The organism is Peribacillus simplex NBRC 15720 = DSM 1321 (assembly GCF_002243645.1).
GTDB classification, from domain to species: domain Bacteria; phylum Bacillota; class Bacilli; order Bacillales; family DSM-1321; genus Peribacillus; species Peribacillus simplex.
In genome coordinates, this window is record NZ_CP017704.1 from 4,833,448 (window position 1) to 4,849,883 (window position 16,436).

At 36.9% G+C, this 16,436-nt stretch carries 13 protein-coding genes; 12 read left to right on the forward strand and 1 reads right to left on the reverse strand.

The window, feature by feature from the left end; genetic code table 11:
- The first annotated feature begins 78 nt into the window (after positions 1-78).
- The 12 genes from BS1321_RS23375 to BS1321_RS23430 all read left to right on the forward strand — a co-directional run bounded on the left by BS1321_RS23375 (position 79) and on the right by BS1321_RS23430 (position 15,315).
- Positions 79-999, forward strand: a complete 921-nt coding sequence (locus tag BS1321_RS23375; RefSeq protein ID WP_232522829.1) for a carbohydrate ABC transporter permease — start codon at positions 79-81, stop codon at positions 997-999.
- 89 nt (positions 1,000-1,088) lie between these two features.
- A complete protein-coding gene (locus BS1321_RS23380) occupies positions 1,089-1,847 on the forward strand; it encodes a carbohydrate ABC transporter permease (protein ID WP_232522830.1) in 759 nt (252 codons plus the stop codon).
- A gap of 369 nt (positions 1,848-2,216) precedes the next feature.
- Complete coding sequence (locus BS1321_RS23385; protein ID WP_063236083.1) at positions 2,217-3,122, forward strand: ROK family protein; 906 nt, start codon at positions 2,217-2,219, stop codon at positions 3,120-3,122.
- A 19-nt stretch (positions 3,123-3,141) separates the two neighbouring features.
- The gene (locus tag BS1321_RS23390) at positions 3,142-4,308 is read left to right on the forward strand and encodes an SIS domain-containing protein (RefSeq protein ID WP_063236084.1); all 1,167 of its coding nucleotides are present in this window, start codon (positions 3,142-3,144) and stop codon (positions 4,306-4,308) included.
- A 366-nt stretch (positions 4,309-4,674) separates the two neighbouring features.
- On the forward strand, positions 4,675-5,610 hold the full coding sequence (lacC, locus tag BS1321_RS23395) for a tagatose-6-phosphate kinase (protein WP_063236111.1): 936 nt from the start codon (positions 4,675-4,677) through the stop codon (positions 5,608-5,610).
- A 13-nt stretch (positions 5,611-5,623) separates the two neighbouring features.
- Positions 5,624-6,610 carry a tagatose-bisphosphate aldolase gene (gene lacD / locus BS1321_RS23400; RefSeq protein ID WP_063236085.1) on the forward strand — a complete coding sequence of 329 codons (987 nt, stop codon included), beginning with the start codon at positions 5,624-5,626 and terminating at the stop codon, positions 6,608-6,610.
- Positions 6,611-7,570: 960 nt separating this feature from the next.
- A complete protein-coding gene (gene agaV, locus BS1321_RS23405; protein WP_063236086.1) occupies positions 7,571-8,050 on the forward strand; it encodes a PTS N-acetylgalactosamine transporter subunit IIB in 480 nt (159 codons plus the stop codon).
- A gap of 31 nt (positions 8,051-8,081) precedes the next feature.
- Positions 8,082-8,858, forward strand: coding sequence for a PTS N-acetylgalactosamine transporter subunit IIC (gene agaW, locus BS1321_RS23410; RefSeq protein ID WP_063236087.1), 777 nt, complete (start codon positions 8,082-8,084; stop codon positions 8,856-8,858).
- Positions 8,848-9,663, forward strand: coding sequence for a PTS system mannose/fructose/sorbose family transporter subunit IID (locus BS1321_RS23415; protein WP_063236088.1), 816 nt, complete (start codon positions 8,848-8,850; stop codon positions 9,661-9,663). The genes agaW and BS1321_RS23415 overlap by 11 nt, the downstream gene beginning before the upstream one ends.
- Positions 9,664-9,709: 46 nt before the next feature.
- Positions 9,710-10,126: a PTS sugar transporter subunit IIA gene (locus BS1321_RS23420; RefSeq protein WP_063236089.1), complete on the forward strand. Its 417-nt coding sequence runs from the start codon at positions 9,710-9,712 to the stop codon at positions 10,124-10,126.
- Positions 10,127-10,150: 24 nt separating this feature from the next.
- Entirely contained in the window at positions 10,151-11,299 is a 1,149-nt protein-coding gene (nagA, locus tag BS1321_RS23425; RefSeq protein ID WP_069981785.1) for an N-acetylglucosamine-6-phosphate deacetylase, read from the forward strand.
- Positions 11,300-11,394: 95 nt separating this feature from the next.
- Positions 11,395-15,315, forward strand: a complete 3,921-nt coding sequence (locus BS1321_RS23430; protein ID WP_232522719.1) for a TIM-barrel domain-containing protein — start codon at positions 11,395-11,397, stop codon at positions 15,313-15,315.
- Positions 15,316-16,097: 782 nt separating this feature from the next.
- On the opposite strand, the gene BS1321_RS27655 is transcribed toward BS1321_RS23430, so the two are convergent.
- Complete coding sequence (locus tag BS1321_RS27655) at positions 16,098-16,268, reverse strand: hypothetical protein (RefSeq protein WP_155726535.1); 171 nt, start codon at positions 16,266-16,268, stop codon at positions 16,098-16,100.
- Positions 16,269-16,436 lie beyond the last annotated feature (168 nt).

Below are 16,436 nucleotides of genomic sequence, written 5' to 3' on the forward strand. Positions count from 1 at the left end.
TGAAGAAGAGAAGATGATTCTTCTCTTCGTTCCTTAAAAGGAGTGAATGCAGTGAAGGAACATCCTCTACAGGTTGAAGTGAATACGAATGCAAAACTTAAGGTTTCCAACTTAACGAAGACAAGGAAAAGTTCAGACTTCTTTTGGGCTTATCTCATGATTGCCCCTACCATGCTCGGTTTGTTCATTTTTTACCTGTGGCCTATCTTTCAGACCTTATATTTTAGTTTCACCGAATGGGGAGCATTTGGTCAATATGAGTGGACGGGGTTAGATAACTATAAGCGGATGCTTGAGGATACTAACCTTTTGAAATCATTTAAGAATACTGGGATTTATATTATTATCACTGTCCCAATCGGGATTTTCTTCTCTATTATAATAGCGGTACTCCTAAACCAGAAAATTAAAGGGAAATCCGTTTATCGCACATTATATTTCTTACCCGTAATTACAATGCCTGCAGCCATCGCAATGGTTTGGAAATGGCTTTATAATTCTGATTACGGACTGCTAAACTATCTTTTGTCTTTATTTGGGATCAAGGGTCCACAGTGGGTAAGTGATCCGAAAATTGCCTTATATTCGATTATTGTGGTAGCAATCTGGAGTGGAATTGGTTATAATATGGTCATTTTCCTTTCCGGACTTCAAGGAATTCCAAAGTCCTATTATGAAGCGGCGGAAATGGATGGAGCAGGGCCGATCAGTGTGTTCTTTAAAATTACACTGCCACTGCTCTCTCCTGTTATTTTCTTTGTAAGCATCACTTCTCTAATTGGTGCTTTTCAGGTGTTTGATTTAATTTTCATGATGATTGGAAAAAGTAGTACAGCCTTGGAAAGCACTCAATCGGTTGTTTATTTATTCTATCAGCACGCTTTCGTTTTAAACGATAAGGGATATGCAGCAGCAATCGCTGTTCTACTATTAATAGTTATCCTAATTATCACTGCAATCCAAATGGTCTTACAGAAAAAATGGGTTCATTATGACTAAAGGAGGGAGAACCATTGGAAAGAACGAGACAGTTTGTAACAAGTAAGACATTCCTAATCCATTTCGTCCTTATTGTGGGAGCTGTGGCAATGGTCATGCCTTTTTTATGGATGATCTTAACCTCATTAAAAACTTATGCTGAGTCTATTCATGTTCCGCCAGTTATAATTCCTAAGGATTTCCAATGGGGGAACTATATAGAGGTTTTTGGACTTTTGCCTTTTTTCAAATTTATGTTTAATACCTTTATAATTACGGTCGTCCGGACAGCAGGGCAGCTATTTTTGTGTTCGTTAGCCGCCTATGCATTCGCTCGGATTGAATTTCCAGGCAGGAATATTCTGTTTATGTTAGCTTTATCGGTATTAATGGTACCAGGACAAGTGTTTTTACTCCCGCAATATATGATTATGGTGGAACTTGGCTGGCTAAACACATTACAGGCGGTAATAGTCCCAGGTCTGTTTAGTGCATTCGGTACGTTCCTGCTAAGGCAATTCTTTATGGGTCTTCCAAAAGAACTAGAAGAGGCCGCCAGACTTGATGGCTGTAACCATTTCCAAATTTACTGGAAAGTAATGCTTCCCCTCGCCAAGCCGGGCTTGATTGCTTTGGGTATTTTCACTACTCTTTGGAGCTGGAATGAATTGATGTGGCCAATGATTGTAAATAGTTCTCCCGAAGCAATGACACTTTCTGTCGGATTGTCATCGCTCCAAGGTCAATATTTAACAAATTATCCTATACTTATGGCAGGCTCCTTTTTAGCGATACTGCCAATGCTGATTTTATTTATCTTCTTGCAAAAACAATTTATTGAAGGAATTGCAGTTACAGGCGGAAAATAAAAAGAAAAATGTACACGATTCAATAGTGTATTTAAATCTAAAATTAATTCTAGGACATCATAACTCGTTGGGTTGACCCAACAAGTGATGATGATGTAAAATAAATAAGTATAGATTGTAAGTATGGTTTTTAAGAAGGCAGGCTTATTTTAGACACTGTTATACTGAACTTACGTTTTAAAAAACTCATAGTATTTTGGCTATGGGTTTTTATTAAAAGTAAACTTGTACCAACAACCCAACTGCGTAAGGGTAGTATAAAAGGTCTGGAGGAGTTTACTGTTTTTGGAAGCGGGGAAAAGTTTATGAAGTGTTTGGAATCGCTTGTTCAAAAAGTAGACGATGGATAGGAATAAGAGGTGCAGGAAAATGAAAAAGGCAATCGGCATTGACATTGGAGGGACAAAAATTGCAGCGGGTATCATTACGGAATCGGGAGAATTGCTAAAGCGCGTGGATGTAAAAAGTGATCCTTCAGATCGGGAAAATATGTTTGTCAGAGTATTAGAAGCAGTGGAACAAGTTCTTGAAAAATCACCTTTTTCCTTAGCTGACATAGAGGGCATCGGTGTGGGTGTACCAGGTAAAGTTGATTGTGAAAATGGCATAGCTATTTTTCAAAATAATTTACCTTGGAAACAGTTTCCCATCACTGCCCGTTTACGGGAGCATTTCGGACTTGAACAGATAAGTATTGACAATGATGTCTATATGGCGGCATTTGCCGAGTGGAAGGCAGCTCAGGTAAAGCGGAACGAGACATTTGTCTATGTGACTATTAGTACCGGAATCTCTTGTTCTATCATTCAAAATGGTTCATTTTTCAGGGGGGCCGGATTCGCTGGGGAACTTGGGTTGATACCGGTACTTTCGAAGGCAGACAATAAAGGAATTAAGCGATTGGAAAAAGTGGCTGCTGGACCTGCCATCGAAAAGTTGGCGGAAAAGGAATTGAAAGTTGAAACAATTTCCACTAAAGAAGTCTTTGCAGGCTATGCAAATGGGACTTGTGAATATCTACCCATCATTGAAGAAGTGACTGACAACTTAGCTCAAGGACTTTATTCGATTTCCTGTTTATTGGATCCACATAAAATGGTTTTCGGAGGCAGTGTCATCGTAAACAATCCTTTTCTGCTTAAGTTAATGAAAGAAAAACTAAAAAGCTACCAATTACCTGAACAACAACATATTTTAGGCCAAATGAGAATCAGCACTTTACAGCAAGATAATGGCGTCGTTGGTGCAGGATTGAGAGTATTCGAGAGGTTATAAAAAAGGAGAAGTGTTGGAGATGTTTACACTTGATAATGAAAAATTAGAATCGTTAGGTGCATCGATTACAACAGAGGAAATCAAGCAGCAACCTGTTTTATGGGATGAAACCTATCTATTGTATACAAAGAAACACGCAGAGACTCAAGCATTTTTGCAAAAACTGGCTGAGCAACATGAACGAATTCGTGTCATTTTTACAGGTGCTGGAACTTCTGCCTATGTTGGAGATACTGTCACACCTTATTTAAAAGGAAAAGTGGATGAAAAAAAGTGGGAATTGCTGAGTGTTCCGACTACCAATTTGGTGTCAAACCCCTATGAATTTTTAAATGCAAATTTCCCAACCTTGCTGGTTTCATTTGCTCGAAGCGGCAATAGCCCCGAAAGTGTGGCTGCCATAGAATTAGCTGAACAAATCGTAACGAACTTCTACCAGTTAACGATTACTTGTGCAAATGATGGCGAGTTAGCGAAAAGGGCAAAAGATGATGAACACAATTTTTTATTATTGATGCCCGAAAGAGCCAATGATCAAGGATTTGCCATGACCGGAAGCTACTCATGCATGACATTAACAACATTACTCGTTTTTGATCAGCTGCCATTGGAGGAAAAAGGATCAATTGTCCAAACGATTCGCCAAATGGGTGAAAGTGTTATTCGTAGAGAAGGGGATATCCAAAAAATAGTCGACCGTAATTTTGACCGGATCATATATTTGGGCTCAGGAAGTTTAGAAGGGTTAGCGAGAGAATCGCAGTTAAAAGTATTAGAGCTAACAGCGGGTAAAATTGTAACAGCATTTGATTCGCCATTGGGATTCCGTCATGGGCCTAAATCTTTTGTCAATGAAAAAACGTTGGTTTTTGTTTTTGTTTCCAATCACCCTTATACACGTCAATATGATTTGGATATGTTAAATGAATTGCAGCGAGATAACATTGCTAACTACATTTGTGCCATTGAAGTCGATGGCCAAACCAGGTTTGTTGGGAACACGTTTTTATTCGGCAGAGATGCTCAATCCGTACCGGATGTTTACCTGGCATTACCTTTTGTCATGATTGGGCAAACTGTCTCACTACTAGCTTCCGTAAAAGTCGGTAATACACCGGATACACCTTCACCGACAGGTACGGTAAACCGTGTAGTAAAAGGCGTAACCGTATACGAATATGAGTAAATAGAATGTACTTGAACGCTTAAGTAGTTTTATAGAATAAGGGGAAAGAAGCATGTCAACATTTATTATTGCAGATAAGTTTTTTCCTGAAGAAAAGGTGGTAGGTCCTGGTTTTCTGGAAATTAAAGATGGAGAATTCGATATTTATTAAGAAAATAGACACGATGGATCTGCCATGAGTTATTGCCACTGCCGCAAAACCATTTATATGGTATGTACTGCATTTGCTAAGAATGTTCAGTTCGATAAAGAATGTGGAAAATTGCTGACTTTATTGTGTATAATCCTGAGCTTGATTTAATCGCGACTTACATGATTGGGTTTGTCGTTATCAAACTTAAACAAAAGCCGGAAAGAGTGATTACGATGATTTTAGCTGTAACAATGAACCCATCGGTCGATATTTCTTATCCGGTTGATCGATTCAAATTTGACGATGTCAACCGGGTAAAAACGGTACGAAAAACGGCTGGTGGAAAAGGCTTGAATGTTGCCCGAATTATCGCACAAATGGAAGAAGAGGTTTTGTCGACAGGTGTGTTAGGCGGAACGATTGGTGATTACATTGTTCAGGAATTAAATAAAAGTAATATTCCCAATGACTTTTTGAGAATCGAAAATGAATCAAGAAATTGTATTGCCATTCTTCATGAGGGAATGCAAACAGAGATTTTAGAGTCTGGACCGACGTTATCCATGGAAGAAGGGACAGCTTTTTTAGAAAAATTCGAATGCCTGCTTACAACCGCTTCACTTGTTACGATTTCAGGAAGTTTACCGAAAGGGTTACCAACTCACTTTTACCGTAAAATGATTGAAATCAGTTGTAATAAGGGAAAGCCCGTGATTGTTGATACGTCAGGGGAATCGTTAAAACAAGTTTTGATACACGAGAAAAAACCATTTGCCATCAAGCCGAATATTGCAGAATTGACTCAGCTGTTGGGCTTCGAAGCTGAGGCTGGAATCATCGATTTGAAACAAATGTTAAACCATGAGATTTTTAAGGGTATTGAGTGGATTATCGTGTCCATGGGTGATAAAGGTGCCTTTGTCAGGCATGAGGACGATTATTATCAGGTTACGATTCCAAAAATAGATGTGGTCAATCCTGTAGGGTCCGGAGATGCGACCGTTGCTGGGTTAGCTGTGGCACTGAACCGAAATCAAACGGTGGAGTCTGTCCTGAAAACGGCTATGACCACAGGAATGTTGAATACCATGGAAGCCGTAACCGGTTTTATTAATATAAACAAATTTAAACAGTACTTTGATTTCGTAAAAGTTGAAAAAATAGATTGATAGGAGAATGCAAATGTTAGATCTCACCAAAAATAAATTAGAAGCTCTTAAACGTTTATCGGATGAAAATGGCGTGATTGGAGCATTAGCCATTGATCAACGTGGCTCTTTGAAAAAAATGATTGCGGCTGGCGATGCAAGTCAAGTGGGAGATGAAGGTATCATCCGGTTCAAAGAATTGGTTTCTGAGGAATTAACACCGCTTGCAACCGCTATTCTATTGGACCCAGAATATGGTTTGCCGGCAGCAAAGGTCCGCAACAAGAATGCAGGTTTATTAGTGGCCTATGAAAAAACCGGTTATGATGCGTCAGAAGTGGGCCGGTTGCCTGACTTATTACCGGAATGTTCAGTAAAACGTTTGAAGGAAGCCGGCGCTGATGCTATCAAATTCTTACTTTATTATGATGTAGATGAAGAAGAGAAAATCAATAACTATAAGCATGTCTATATGGAACGGGTTGGATCCGAGTGTGCGGCTGAAGATATTCCATTTTTCTTGGAAATAGTCTCTTATGATGCTGGAAATAATGATGTGAAAAGTAAAGAGTACGCAAAAGTGAAACCGAATAAAGTGATCAGGGCCATGAAGGAGTTCTCCAAACCTCAATATCAAGTTGATGTGTTGAAAGTTGAAGTTCCGGTAGATATGAACTTTGTGGAAGGATATGCAGTAGGCGAAATTGTTTACAGTAAAGAAGAAGCTGCATTTCTTTTCAAAGAACAGAGTGAAGCAACAGAACTGCCCTTTATCTTCTTAAGTGCAGGGGTAAGTGCAAAGCTATTCCAAGAAACATTGAAATTTGCCAAAGAATCCGGTTCTACCTTTAACGGTGTGTTATGTGGCCGGGCAACCTGGAAAGATGGTGTGGCATCATTTGCTATAAATGGTGAACAAGCAGGACGTGCCTGGTTACAAGATACAGGTAAAAGAAATATTGAAGAACTGAATGTAGTATTGAAGGAGACAGCCAGTTCCTGGTTCGAGAAAGTAAAATAATAATTCAATTTAAGCGCTGTGACTTTTAATGAGAACAGGATTTAGGGGTAAAAAAAAGTAATTCATTAACTGGTTCAACAATTAATGAATCAAGCGGTTGTCACTCAGTTAAGTGAAAGGTAAGATTCCATGCTCTCAATCAAATCCTAACATCCTGCATGTAGTTTTACGAAGTGGAAGCTGCCGGGGGAGGGAGTGCTTACCGTGAAATCCCTGAGTTACTGGAGGAAATGCTTGAACATGCGAGTGCTCAGGGATTATAGAAGATAATTTTGATGAAAAAGAAATTTATTCAAGCAAAATTTTGAACTGTTTGGCCGCTATTCCTTCATCAGTTAATGAGTTTTTTTATGAAAAACGGCGTCTGCAACCTAGTATATCTATTAGTTCATTGGCTGCTTTCTCTTTATTCGGGGTGGAAGCGCTTTCAATTGTGAGGGGTATGATTTGTAATGCTGAGTGTTTAGTCGATTCTATAACAGGGAGTATTGAGGCAATTCTAGACTTTGTCTTTCGGGAATGCTAGGGCAGTTTTCATACGAAGCAGCATTGAAGATACTTGAACTATTTGCAGGTCACGTTGTCACGATTCATGATTCATCACTAGGTTTTCGTAATGGTCCGATATCAATTGTAAATGAATTATTTATGTCACAGGATTGCTAGGTTAAGAGAATTAGCTGCAGAACAATCAGGTTTCAGTAAACTTTTGAACAGATATATTTTCAAGTGATTTTCACATTGTGCTGTTAATATTATTTTCGCTTAAGCGCTGGCTATGAAAAAGTTAATTCAACTCGGTCTTACTCCAGATAATCCAAGTCCAAATGGTTGGATAAATCATGTTGTTAAGTGTAACAATTCATAACTTTAAATAATGGATATAAGTACTCTCAAGCCAAGTTAAAATTAATAAATAAAATGTCGGGAAAAAATTTTTTTTATGAAAGGAAGAATTTTATGTCAGCTCCAAATATTTTACTAACCAGAATTGATAATCGTTTAATACATGGACAAGTGGGGGTTACATGGGTCAACCATTTGGGGGCAAACTTAATTGTCGTTGCGAACGACAAGGTATCCACAGATGAAGTCCAACAAAATTTAATGGATATGGTATTGCCTGATGTTATTCAATCACGCTATTTTTCATTACAAAAAACGATTGACGTCATTCATAAAGCGTCTCCTCGTCAAAAAATATTCTTAGTTGTAATAGATGTGCATGATGCATGGGCGCTAAAGGAAGGCGGAGTGCCAATTGATCTGTTGAATATTGGAAACATGCATTATGAAGAAGGGAAAAAACAGATTTCATCCACTGTATCTGTTGATGAAAAAGATATCGCTGCATTTAAACGTCTAGGCGAACTTGGAGTAAAGTTGGATTTAAGAAGAGTACCAAGCGAAAAGGGACAAAATATATTAGATTTATTTTAAAAAAATAATGGATATATTGGGGGGATAATCTATGTTGGTCGAAGCATTATTGATTGCTTTATGGGCTGGGATTATCGGTGTCGATCTATTTAATGGATTAACCCATATTCACCGTCCGGTCGTTACGGGACTTGTAGTTGGTCTTATTTTAGGGGACGTTCAGACTGGTTTAATAGTTGGAGGAACTTTGGAGTTAATTTGGATGGGAATGGTGCCACTTGCTGGTGCACAACCACCGAACGTTGTTATTGGAGGAGTAATTGGAACAGCATTTGGTATTATTGCTGGTCAGGACCCAAAAGTTGCAGTTGGGGTGGCCATTCCGTTTGCTGTAGCTGTACAAGGATTAATTACCTTATTTTTCACAGTATTTGCACCAATGATGCACAAAGCCGATCAATATGCACTAGAAGCAAACTATAAAGGTATTGAACGAATAAATTATTTAGGCTTGTTAATTCTGTTTACATTCTATGCAGTAATAGCGTTTTTACCTATTTTCTTTGGAGCAGAAAAAGCATCAGGATTTGTTGAAACAGTACCACAATGGATTATTGGCGGATTGTCCATTGCTGGAGGGATTATGCCAGCAATTGGATTTGCGATGTTATTGAAAATTATGATGAAAGTCGAATATATCATGTTCTTTATTATAGGATTTGTCGCAGCAGCCTATTTAAAAATGCCAATTTTGGCAATTGCGTTAATTGGTTTGGCAATCGCATTGTATGATTATTACCAAAACAAAGAAAAACAAGGTCCAGATAAATATCAGCCTAGTGAGGAGGAAATCACCGATGGCATCTAATAAATATGAAGATGTAACTGAAGCTCCGGATTTACAACAGAAGCAATTGCGAAACTTAGTATGGCGCTCTTTACTATTACAAGCATCTTTTAACTACGAACGTATGCAGTCGGCCGGATGGCTTTACTCCATTTTACCAGGGCTAAGGCATATCCATAAAAATAAAAAAGATTTAAGTAAATCAATGAAAGACCATATGGAATTCTTTAATACGCATCCTTTTTTAGTAACATTTATTATGGGCGTGATTTTAGCCATGGAACAAAAGAAAGAAGATAGAGAGGCTATTCGTGGCATTCGTGTTGCTATGATGGGTCCGCTTGGCGGTATAGGGGATGCATTGTTTTACCTTACTTTACTACCGATAACAGCGGGAATTGGTGCTTCATTAGCGGTAGAAGGGAACCCCCTTGGACCGATTGTATTTTTAATCTCATTTAATATTATTCACTTTGGTGTCCGGTTCGGATTAATGAACTATGGATATAAAACAGGTGTTAAAGCTATTGTGAAATTAAAAGATGGTACAAAATTCGTTTCCCGCGCTGCATCAATTGTAGGTTTGACAGTAGTTGGCGGATTAATTGCGACTTATGTTGCATTTAACGTTAAATATGTTTGGAAATCCGGAGACTCAAAATTAAATATCCAATCAGATGTATTAGATATGATCATGCCAGCGATGCTGCCGTTATTATATACGTTACTAATGTACTGGTTACTTAAAAAGGGGCGTTCTCCTTTAATGCTGATTGGCCTAACTGTTGTAGTCGGTTTAATAGGATCTTACTTTAATATCTTATAATTTTAATATTTTACACAAAAAATACTGATAAGAGAGGATGAAATGAATGATTGGAATTGTGCTAACAGGACATGGTTCTTTTCCAACTGGAATGCTTGAGTCGGTCCAGTTAATTGCTGGAGAAATAAAGCAAGTAGAGGTTATTCCATTTGAAGAAGATGTAACAATTTTAGAGCAAGTTGTATTTAAAGCTATTGACAATGTGGAAACAGGATCAGGAGTGGTATGTTTTACAGACTTAGCGGGTGGAACTCCATTTAATGTGTGTTCTAGGATTGCTTCAGATAAAGATAATATTCGGGTAGTAGCTGGAACAAACTTACCTATGTTGTTGAGCGGATTTTTTCACCGAGAACTCAGTCTCGATGCATTTATCGATAAAATCTTAAAAGATGGTAAAGAGAATATAAAGGAATTTAAAAAAATACAGCAACAAACAGAAGAAGATGTAGCTGGAATATAAGCATAAAAAGGAAGCGTATATAAGGTGAAATATTATATCAAAGCAGAACGATATTTAATGGAGAATGAAGAAAAAACAGGTGGATATTTGCAAGTGAATAATGGATTATTTGGTGAATTTTCAGAGACGGTTTCCACAGATTCCGATGTGTTCGATTGGAGTGGACATACAATTGCCCCGGGTTTATTTGACACTCATATTCATGGAATCAAAGGTTATGACATAATGGACGGAACTATCGAAGCAGTTCAGGAAATCTCGAAAGCAATTTTACAACTTGGTGTTACGCGTTTTTTACCAACAACATTGACATCGTCTAAAACAGATTTGAATCAAGCCATTTTCGCGATAACAGAAGCGGTCAGACAAGGACTGCCTGGCGCACAATCAGAAGGTATTTTTTTGGAAGGCCCCTACTTTTCCGAACAACATAAAGGAGCACAAAATTCTATTTATTTTCGAGATCCGGATTTTAAGGAATTTCAAGAATTAAAGAGACTTTCAGAAGGAACTATTGTAAAAATTGCCCTAGCTCCTGAACGGGAAAACACGTTAGATTTTATTAAAAATGTAAGTAAAGAAGGTGTATTTGTCTGCATAGCACATACGAACGCAAGTCATGATTGCTGTAAGAAGGCTATTAATGCGGGTGCCCAAAACTTTGTCCATTTATTTAACGGCATGTCAGGATTACATCATCGTAACCCAGGTGTGGTAGGTGCGGCATTAACGGATTCTAACACATTTGCTGAATTAATTTGTGATGGTTTTCATGTACATCCAGACATTGCAACATTGGCATTACATGTTAAAGGGGACAAGCTTGTCCTAATTACGGACTGTATGCGCGCAGGGTTAATGCCTGATGGAGAGTATCAACTAGGTGAATTCACTGTTGTAATGAAAGATGGTATGGCTCGAACAGAAACAGGATCTTTAGCTGGTAGCACTTTGAAATTAATTGATGGAGTCAAAAATTTAAAAAGTTGGAGTAGTGAACCACTGTATAAAATATGGCACAGTGCTTCATTATCACCAGCAGCAAGCATAGGAAAAGATAAGAAATTCGGTAGCCTATCAAGTGGGAAAATAGCTGATTACGTGATCCTGAATAAGAAGTTAGATGTTCAAGCCACAGCTGTTGATGGTGTAGTCAGGTATAGAAGAGGTTGAAATGAAGAAGATGCTATTAAAAAATACGCTACGGCTTAACCATCAGCACACCTTTTTTCTTTGAATAATTAATATTTGTAGGGGAGGTTTATAAAATGAAGATTGCTAATAATCTTAAAAAAATTGCAAGCTTGTTTTTATTAGTCATCCTATGGTTAACTATGGCTCCTTTAACTGGCAAAGCCTTGGACGATCATAGTGTAAATAATTCGACTGTTTCTAATGAAACGTTTAAGAAAATTGGTCTAGTAACGAAAATCATAAGAGACGGAAATGATGTATATCTTGATTTTTCAACAGGTGAAAAAATAAAAATTAGTTTCCTTAAGGATAACCTATTTAGATTACACTTGGATCCAGCAGGAGATTTTCCGGAATATCCGACTCCGAATAAACCAGATCACGTCACAAGGATAATTGACAAAAATGTGAGCGATTACAATAAAAAATACGGAAAAATAAATGTAAAGGTTAATAAAAGCGATGCTAATTTTTATAAGATTTCTACAAAATCTATAGAGTTAAGAATTGAAATAGCTACTTCAAAGATGAGCTTATATGATAAAACTAAATCCAAAGTTCTTTGGAGTGAAAAAGAGCCGCTTAAATATAATAATGAAAGAACATTGCAAACTCTTGATACAAAAGCTAATGAATATTTTTATGGTGGCGGACAACAAAATGGATACTATTCGCATAAAGACACTTCAATAAATATTGCGATTGGTGGTGGTTGGGATGCAGGTGCTGCTTCCAGTCCAGTTCCATTTTATTTAAGTACTGAAGGATATGGTGTAATGCGTAATACGTTTAAGCCAGGAGTTTATAATTTTTCAAAGACAGCCACCTTTTCTCATGATGAAAAAAGATTTGATGCTTATTATTTTGTAGAAGATTCAATTCCAGAGATCATTGGTGAATATACGGAGCTAACCGGTAAAGCTGCTCTTATGCCGAAATATGGGTTTTATTTAGGAAAGGCGGATTGCTTTAATGGAACTCATAATGGTCATAAGGACCAAAGAACACTATTAAAAAATGGACTAAATAATTTAAATGAATATGGCAGTAATGATATGCCTCTAGGTTGGTTCCTACCAAATGATGGGTATGGTTGTGGTTATGGCGGATTAGACAATTTAAAGAGTTTTGTTGAAGAAGCTAATGCGAAAGATGTTGAGGTAGGCTTATGGACACAAAGTAATCTATATCCTGATCCTGGTTTGCCAGAGGATAGCCCTTTACGCAGAGATCTTGACGGTGAAGTTCAAGCTGGTGTAAGAGCAATTAAGACTGATGTTGCATGGGTTGGACAAGGTTATTCAATGGCTTTAAATGCAACTCGTCAAGCAGCAGAAGGAATACAAAAAGCAGAAAACTCCCAAGGGGCACGTCCTTTCGTCATTTCTCTTGATGGATGGGCAGGTACGCAACGTTACGCATCATTATGGTCTGGTGACCAATATGGCGGAGATTGGGAATATATAAGAATGCATATCCCAACATACATTGGAGCTGGCTTATCAGGAAATCCAAATGTAGGTTCAGATATGGATGGTATATTTGGAGGAGATAAGGTCATCCAGACACGAGATTACCAATGGAAGGCATTCACTCCTATTCAAATAGATATGGATGGATGGGCATCTTCAGGTGACGATTATAGTAAGTCGAAAAATCCTTGGAATTATGGAGAACCATATGCATCCATTAATAGAATGTATCTAAAATTGAAGGCTCAAATGATGCCATACATTTATACGATCGCAGAAGAATCAACATCAAAATCAATGCCTATGATAAGAGGGATGATGTTAGAATACCCGAATGATCCTTATACGTATGGTACAGAAACACAATATCAATATATGTGGGGACCTAATTTATTAGTGGCACCAGTATATAATGAAAATGATCATACAGCCGGTGTTAGGAACGGAATTTACCTTCCTGATGAGAATCAAATTTGGATCGATTATTTTACAGGCGATCAGTATAAAGGTGGTTCAGTCATCAATAATTTTAGTGCTCCATTATGGAAGACCCCTGTATTTGTTAAGGCTGGTGCCATTATTCCAATGTCACCTGAAAACAATTCCATTAATCAATTGGATGGCTCTGATAATAGAATATTTGACGTATACCCATCTGGTAAATCAAAATTTACATTATATGAAGATGATGGGAAAACCAATGAATATAAAAAGGATAAAAACACTAGAACCAATATCACCTCAGATGTTAAAGGTGAAAGGGTTGTTATAACTGTTGGGAAGGCAAAAGGAAAAGGATATACTGGCATAGTTAGGAATAGAGGTACAGAATTCATTGTAAATACACGTAAAAATCCAAAGAAAGTATCTGTTAAAGTTGGAGGTAAAGATGTTGTATTAAGAAAAGTCACAACGGAAGAAGAATACAAAAGTTCTGATAATGTGTATTTCTTTAATGAAAATCCATCCTTTAATAAATATTCCACAAAGGGTTCAGAATTTGAAAAAACGAAGATAACTACATCACCTAAACTCTATGTTAAGGTTGGGAAAACCAATGTTTCAGCTAATACCATTAAATTAATGGTAGACGGTTTCAATAATACCCAAGTTAAGGATGTAGTGGATGAAGAAGTACCAAATGTTCCTACAGGCCTGGGAGCAAAAGATGAAAATATTACGGATAAAAGTATCAAATTAAATTGGGATGAAGTTGATGGTAAGAATACTTATGATTTATTGATTAATGGCGTAATCTATACAAATGTGTTTAAGGCAACCGATAGTGAACAAGTACCTTTCTATATTCATTCAGGATTAACAGCTGATACAGAATATTCATACAGAGTCAGAGCAGCAAACTCAAAGGGAGTATCAAATTGGAGTGATGAAGTTAAGGCTAGAACAAAGCTTGATCGGTATCGAAACGTACCTAAGAATATGACAGCAAAAGCAAGTAGTGAACAACCGGGCAGCGAAGGATCTAAAGCTGTAGATGGTGACGATAATACTTTATGGCATACTGAATGGTCTGATGGAAATGTATTACCTCATACCTATGAAATTGATATGAAGTTAGCTTACCAATTAGATAAGCTAGAGTATCTTCCAAGACCTGATGCTGGAAATGGAACCATCTTAAAATATAATTTAGATGTCAGTTTAGATGGTAAAACTTACAAAAATATTATCACTAATGGAACATTCGAAAGAAATAAAGATGTTAAAACCATTTCCTTTAACGATAACGTGACAGCTAGATATATTAAGTTGACAATTACTGATGCTGTAGGAAGATTTGGTTCTGCTCAAGAATTTAGACCATATAAAAAAGATAAAACAGTAGGAACGGTTGTGGGTGAAAATATACCAAATGGTGCAATTGATGATGAAGATCTACTATTTTTTGCTAGCTACATGGGTGTTGATAAAACAGATACAGCATGGGATCAGGTATCAAAGGTTGATATTAATTACAATGGGGTAATTGATGCTTATGATTTAATGTATGTAGCAGGAAAACTGGGAAAAACACCACTTATAGCAACAGGTAGGCCAATTGATGGTTTAATAGATATTAGACCTAGTAAACAACAGTTAAAGGCAGGAGAAGAATTTTTATTAGAAATAATTGGAATAGGATTAAAGGATATCAATGCCTTTAATTTAGAGTTGAAGTTAGATCCGAATAAATATGAATTGGTTAAAGAATGTCAAGCAGATGGTACATGTGATTCAAGTATTGTTCAACCAACCAATGTAACTAAGGGTATGTTAAATTACTCTATACTTGGAGGTATAGGAAATACAGAACAACGGATTATGGCGGCATTTTCCAATAAAGGATCTCAACAAACATTAGAGGGTAAAAATGCATTAGCCACCATAAGGCTAAAGGCTAAAAAAGATATTGATTTTGATATGCCAATAACAAGGTCCTTACTGGTTAATACAGCTTTTGACTCAATAGATAAAATTGGAGAAGTATTAATTCCAGGTGAAGAACCAGGTGAGATAGACTAACCTGAAGAGCAAAAGGCATTATTATTAACGAAAAATGGATAGATCTTACTGTACGAATTAGAAAAAATGCAAGGTGTAGCTGCCGCTTTTGACAAACATATAGATGGAGATCTACGTGAGGGTTCATTGGACGAATTGAAATGGAGCATAACATCTGAAGATGGAATTTCACTACCTTTGAGGAATCACATACAGGTCCTATTATCTATCTGTTGCTGAAGTTCAATTAACAGCTAAAATAGTACTTACCTGTAATAATGGTATTAGAATTCAAAATAAAAGAGACCGAGGCAATAAGCAAAGAGTGGCACCTAAAATGAAAGATTTAAAATAAATAATAATGTGTACCAGCCACTTCTCTAAGTATTAAGGGAGTGGCTATTTTTTTTATTAGTATGCAATGACAAATACACTAACTATATTTTCCTTTTTTAAAGGGTAAAACTCATGTCACTTATGATATTATAGTGTTCATTTCCTTAAAGGGGTAGAGTCAGGAAAATGCGGATTTACAACGTTAAGGAAATCCAAATATAGAAGTAAATAATGTAATTAAAGTGCATTTTTATATACTAATTAATAATATAAAGTTAATTATTATTTAGGTAGCCTAGCTTAAATCCAGAAAAGGGCGCTTGAATTTAATAAAAGGAAAGCACATATTATACGTGACTAATATGTGCTCTTCTTTATTTTATAGGAATTTATAATGTAGGTCTTGAAATCTAATGCTCTAATACCATTCACTTTGTTTTGAAGGTATCTTGATTAAGGAAGTTGAATTAAAACGGATACCCATTTAATCCTGTGCCAAAAAGATCGAATTCAGGATCTTTTGACGGAGTTATTGGAGGGGCTTCGGATCGCCCTATTGAAGAGTTGAAAACAGCCTTACCTTCAACTGACTCTACAGAGTTTTCGTCATTCTCTTTATGCAATGGGTTATCAATCATACCCAAATCAACTCCTTTTAATAAGATTAACGAATGGAAAGTTATAAATTCCCTGAATATTTTGATTTTGTGCTAAAAAATATGGCGATGACTGGGATTCGTTGAAATGAACGGGTAAGAACTTGTAAGCAATCGTGCTAAAATTTTTATTACAGAATGCATAATGAT

Coding starts and splice junctions, on each gene's coding strand:
- BS1321_RS23380 (WP_232522830.1), top strand. CDS start 1,089: ATGGTCATGCCTTTTTTATGGATGATCTTAACCTCATTAAAAACTTAT.
- BS1321_RS23385 (WP_063236083.1), top strand. CDS start 2,217: ATGAAAAAGGCAATCGGCATTGACATTGGAGGGACAAAAATTGCAGCG.
- BS1321_RS23390 (WP_063236084.1), top strand. CDS start 3,142: ATGTTTACACTTGATAATGAAAAATTAGAATCGTTAGGTGCATCGATT.
- lacC (WP_063236111.1), top strand. CDS start 4,675: ATGATTTTAGCTGTAACAATGAACCCATCGGTCGATATTTCTTATCCG.
- lacD (WP_063236085.1), top strand. CDS start 5,624: ATGTTAGATCTCACCAAAAATAAATTAGAAGCTCTTAAACGTTTATCG.
- agaV (WP_063236086.1), top strand. CDS start 7,571: ATGTCAGCTCCAAATATTTTACTAACCAGAATTGATAATCGTTTAATA.
- agaW (WP_063236087.1), top strand. CDS start 8,082: ATGTTGGTCGAAGCATTATTGATTGCTTTATGGGCTGGGATTATCGGT.
- BS1321_RS23415 (WP_063236088.1), top strand. CDS start 8,848: ATGGCATCTAATAAATATGAAGATGTAACTGAAGCTCCGGATTTACAA.
- BS1321_RS23420 (WP_063236089.1), top strand. CDS start 9,710: ATGATTGGAATTGTGCTAACAGGACATGGTTCTTTTCCAACTGGAATG.
- BS1321_RS23430 (WP_232522719.1), top strand. CDS start 11,395: ATGAAGATTGCTAATAATCTTAAAAAAATTGCAAGCTTGTTTTTATTA.
- BS1321_RS27655 (WP_155726535.1), bottom strand. CDS start 16,268: ATGATTGATAACCCATTGCATAAAGAGAATGACGAAAACTCTGTAGAG.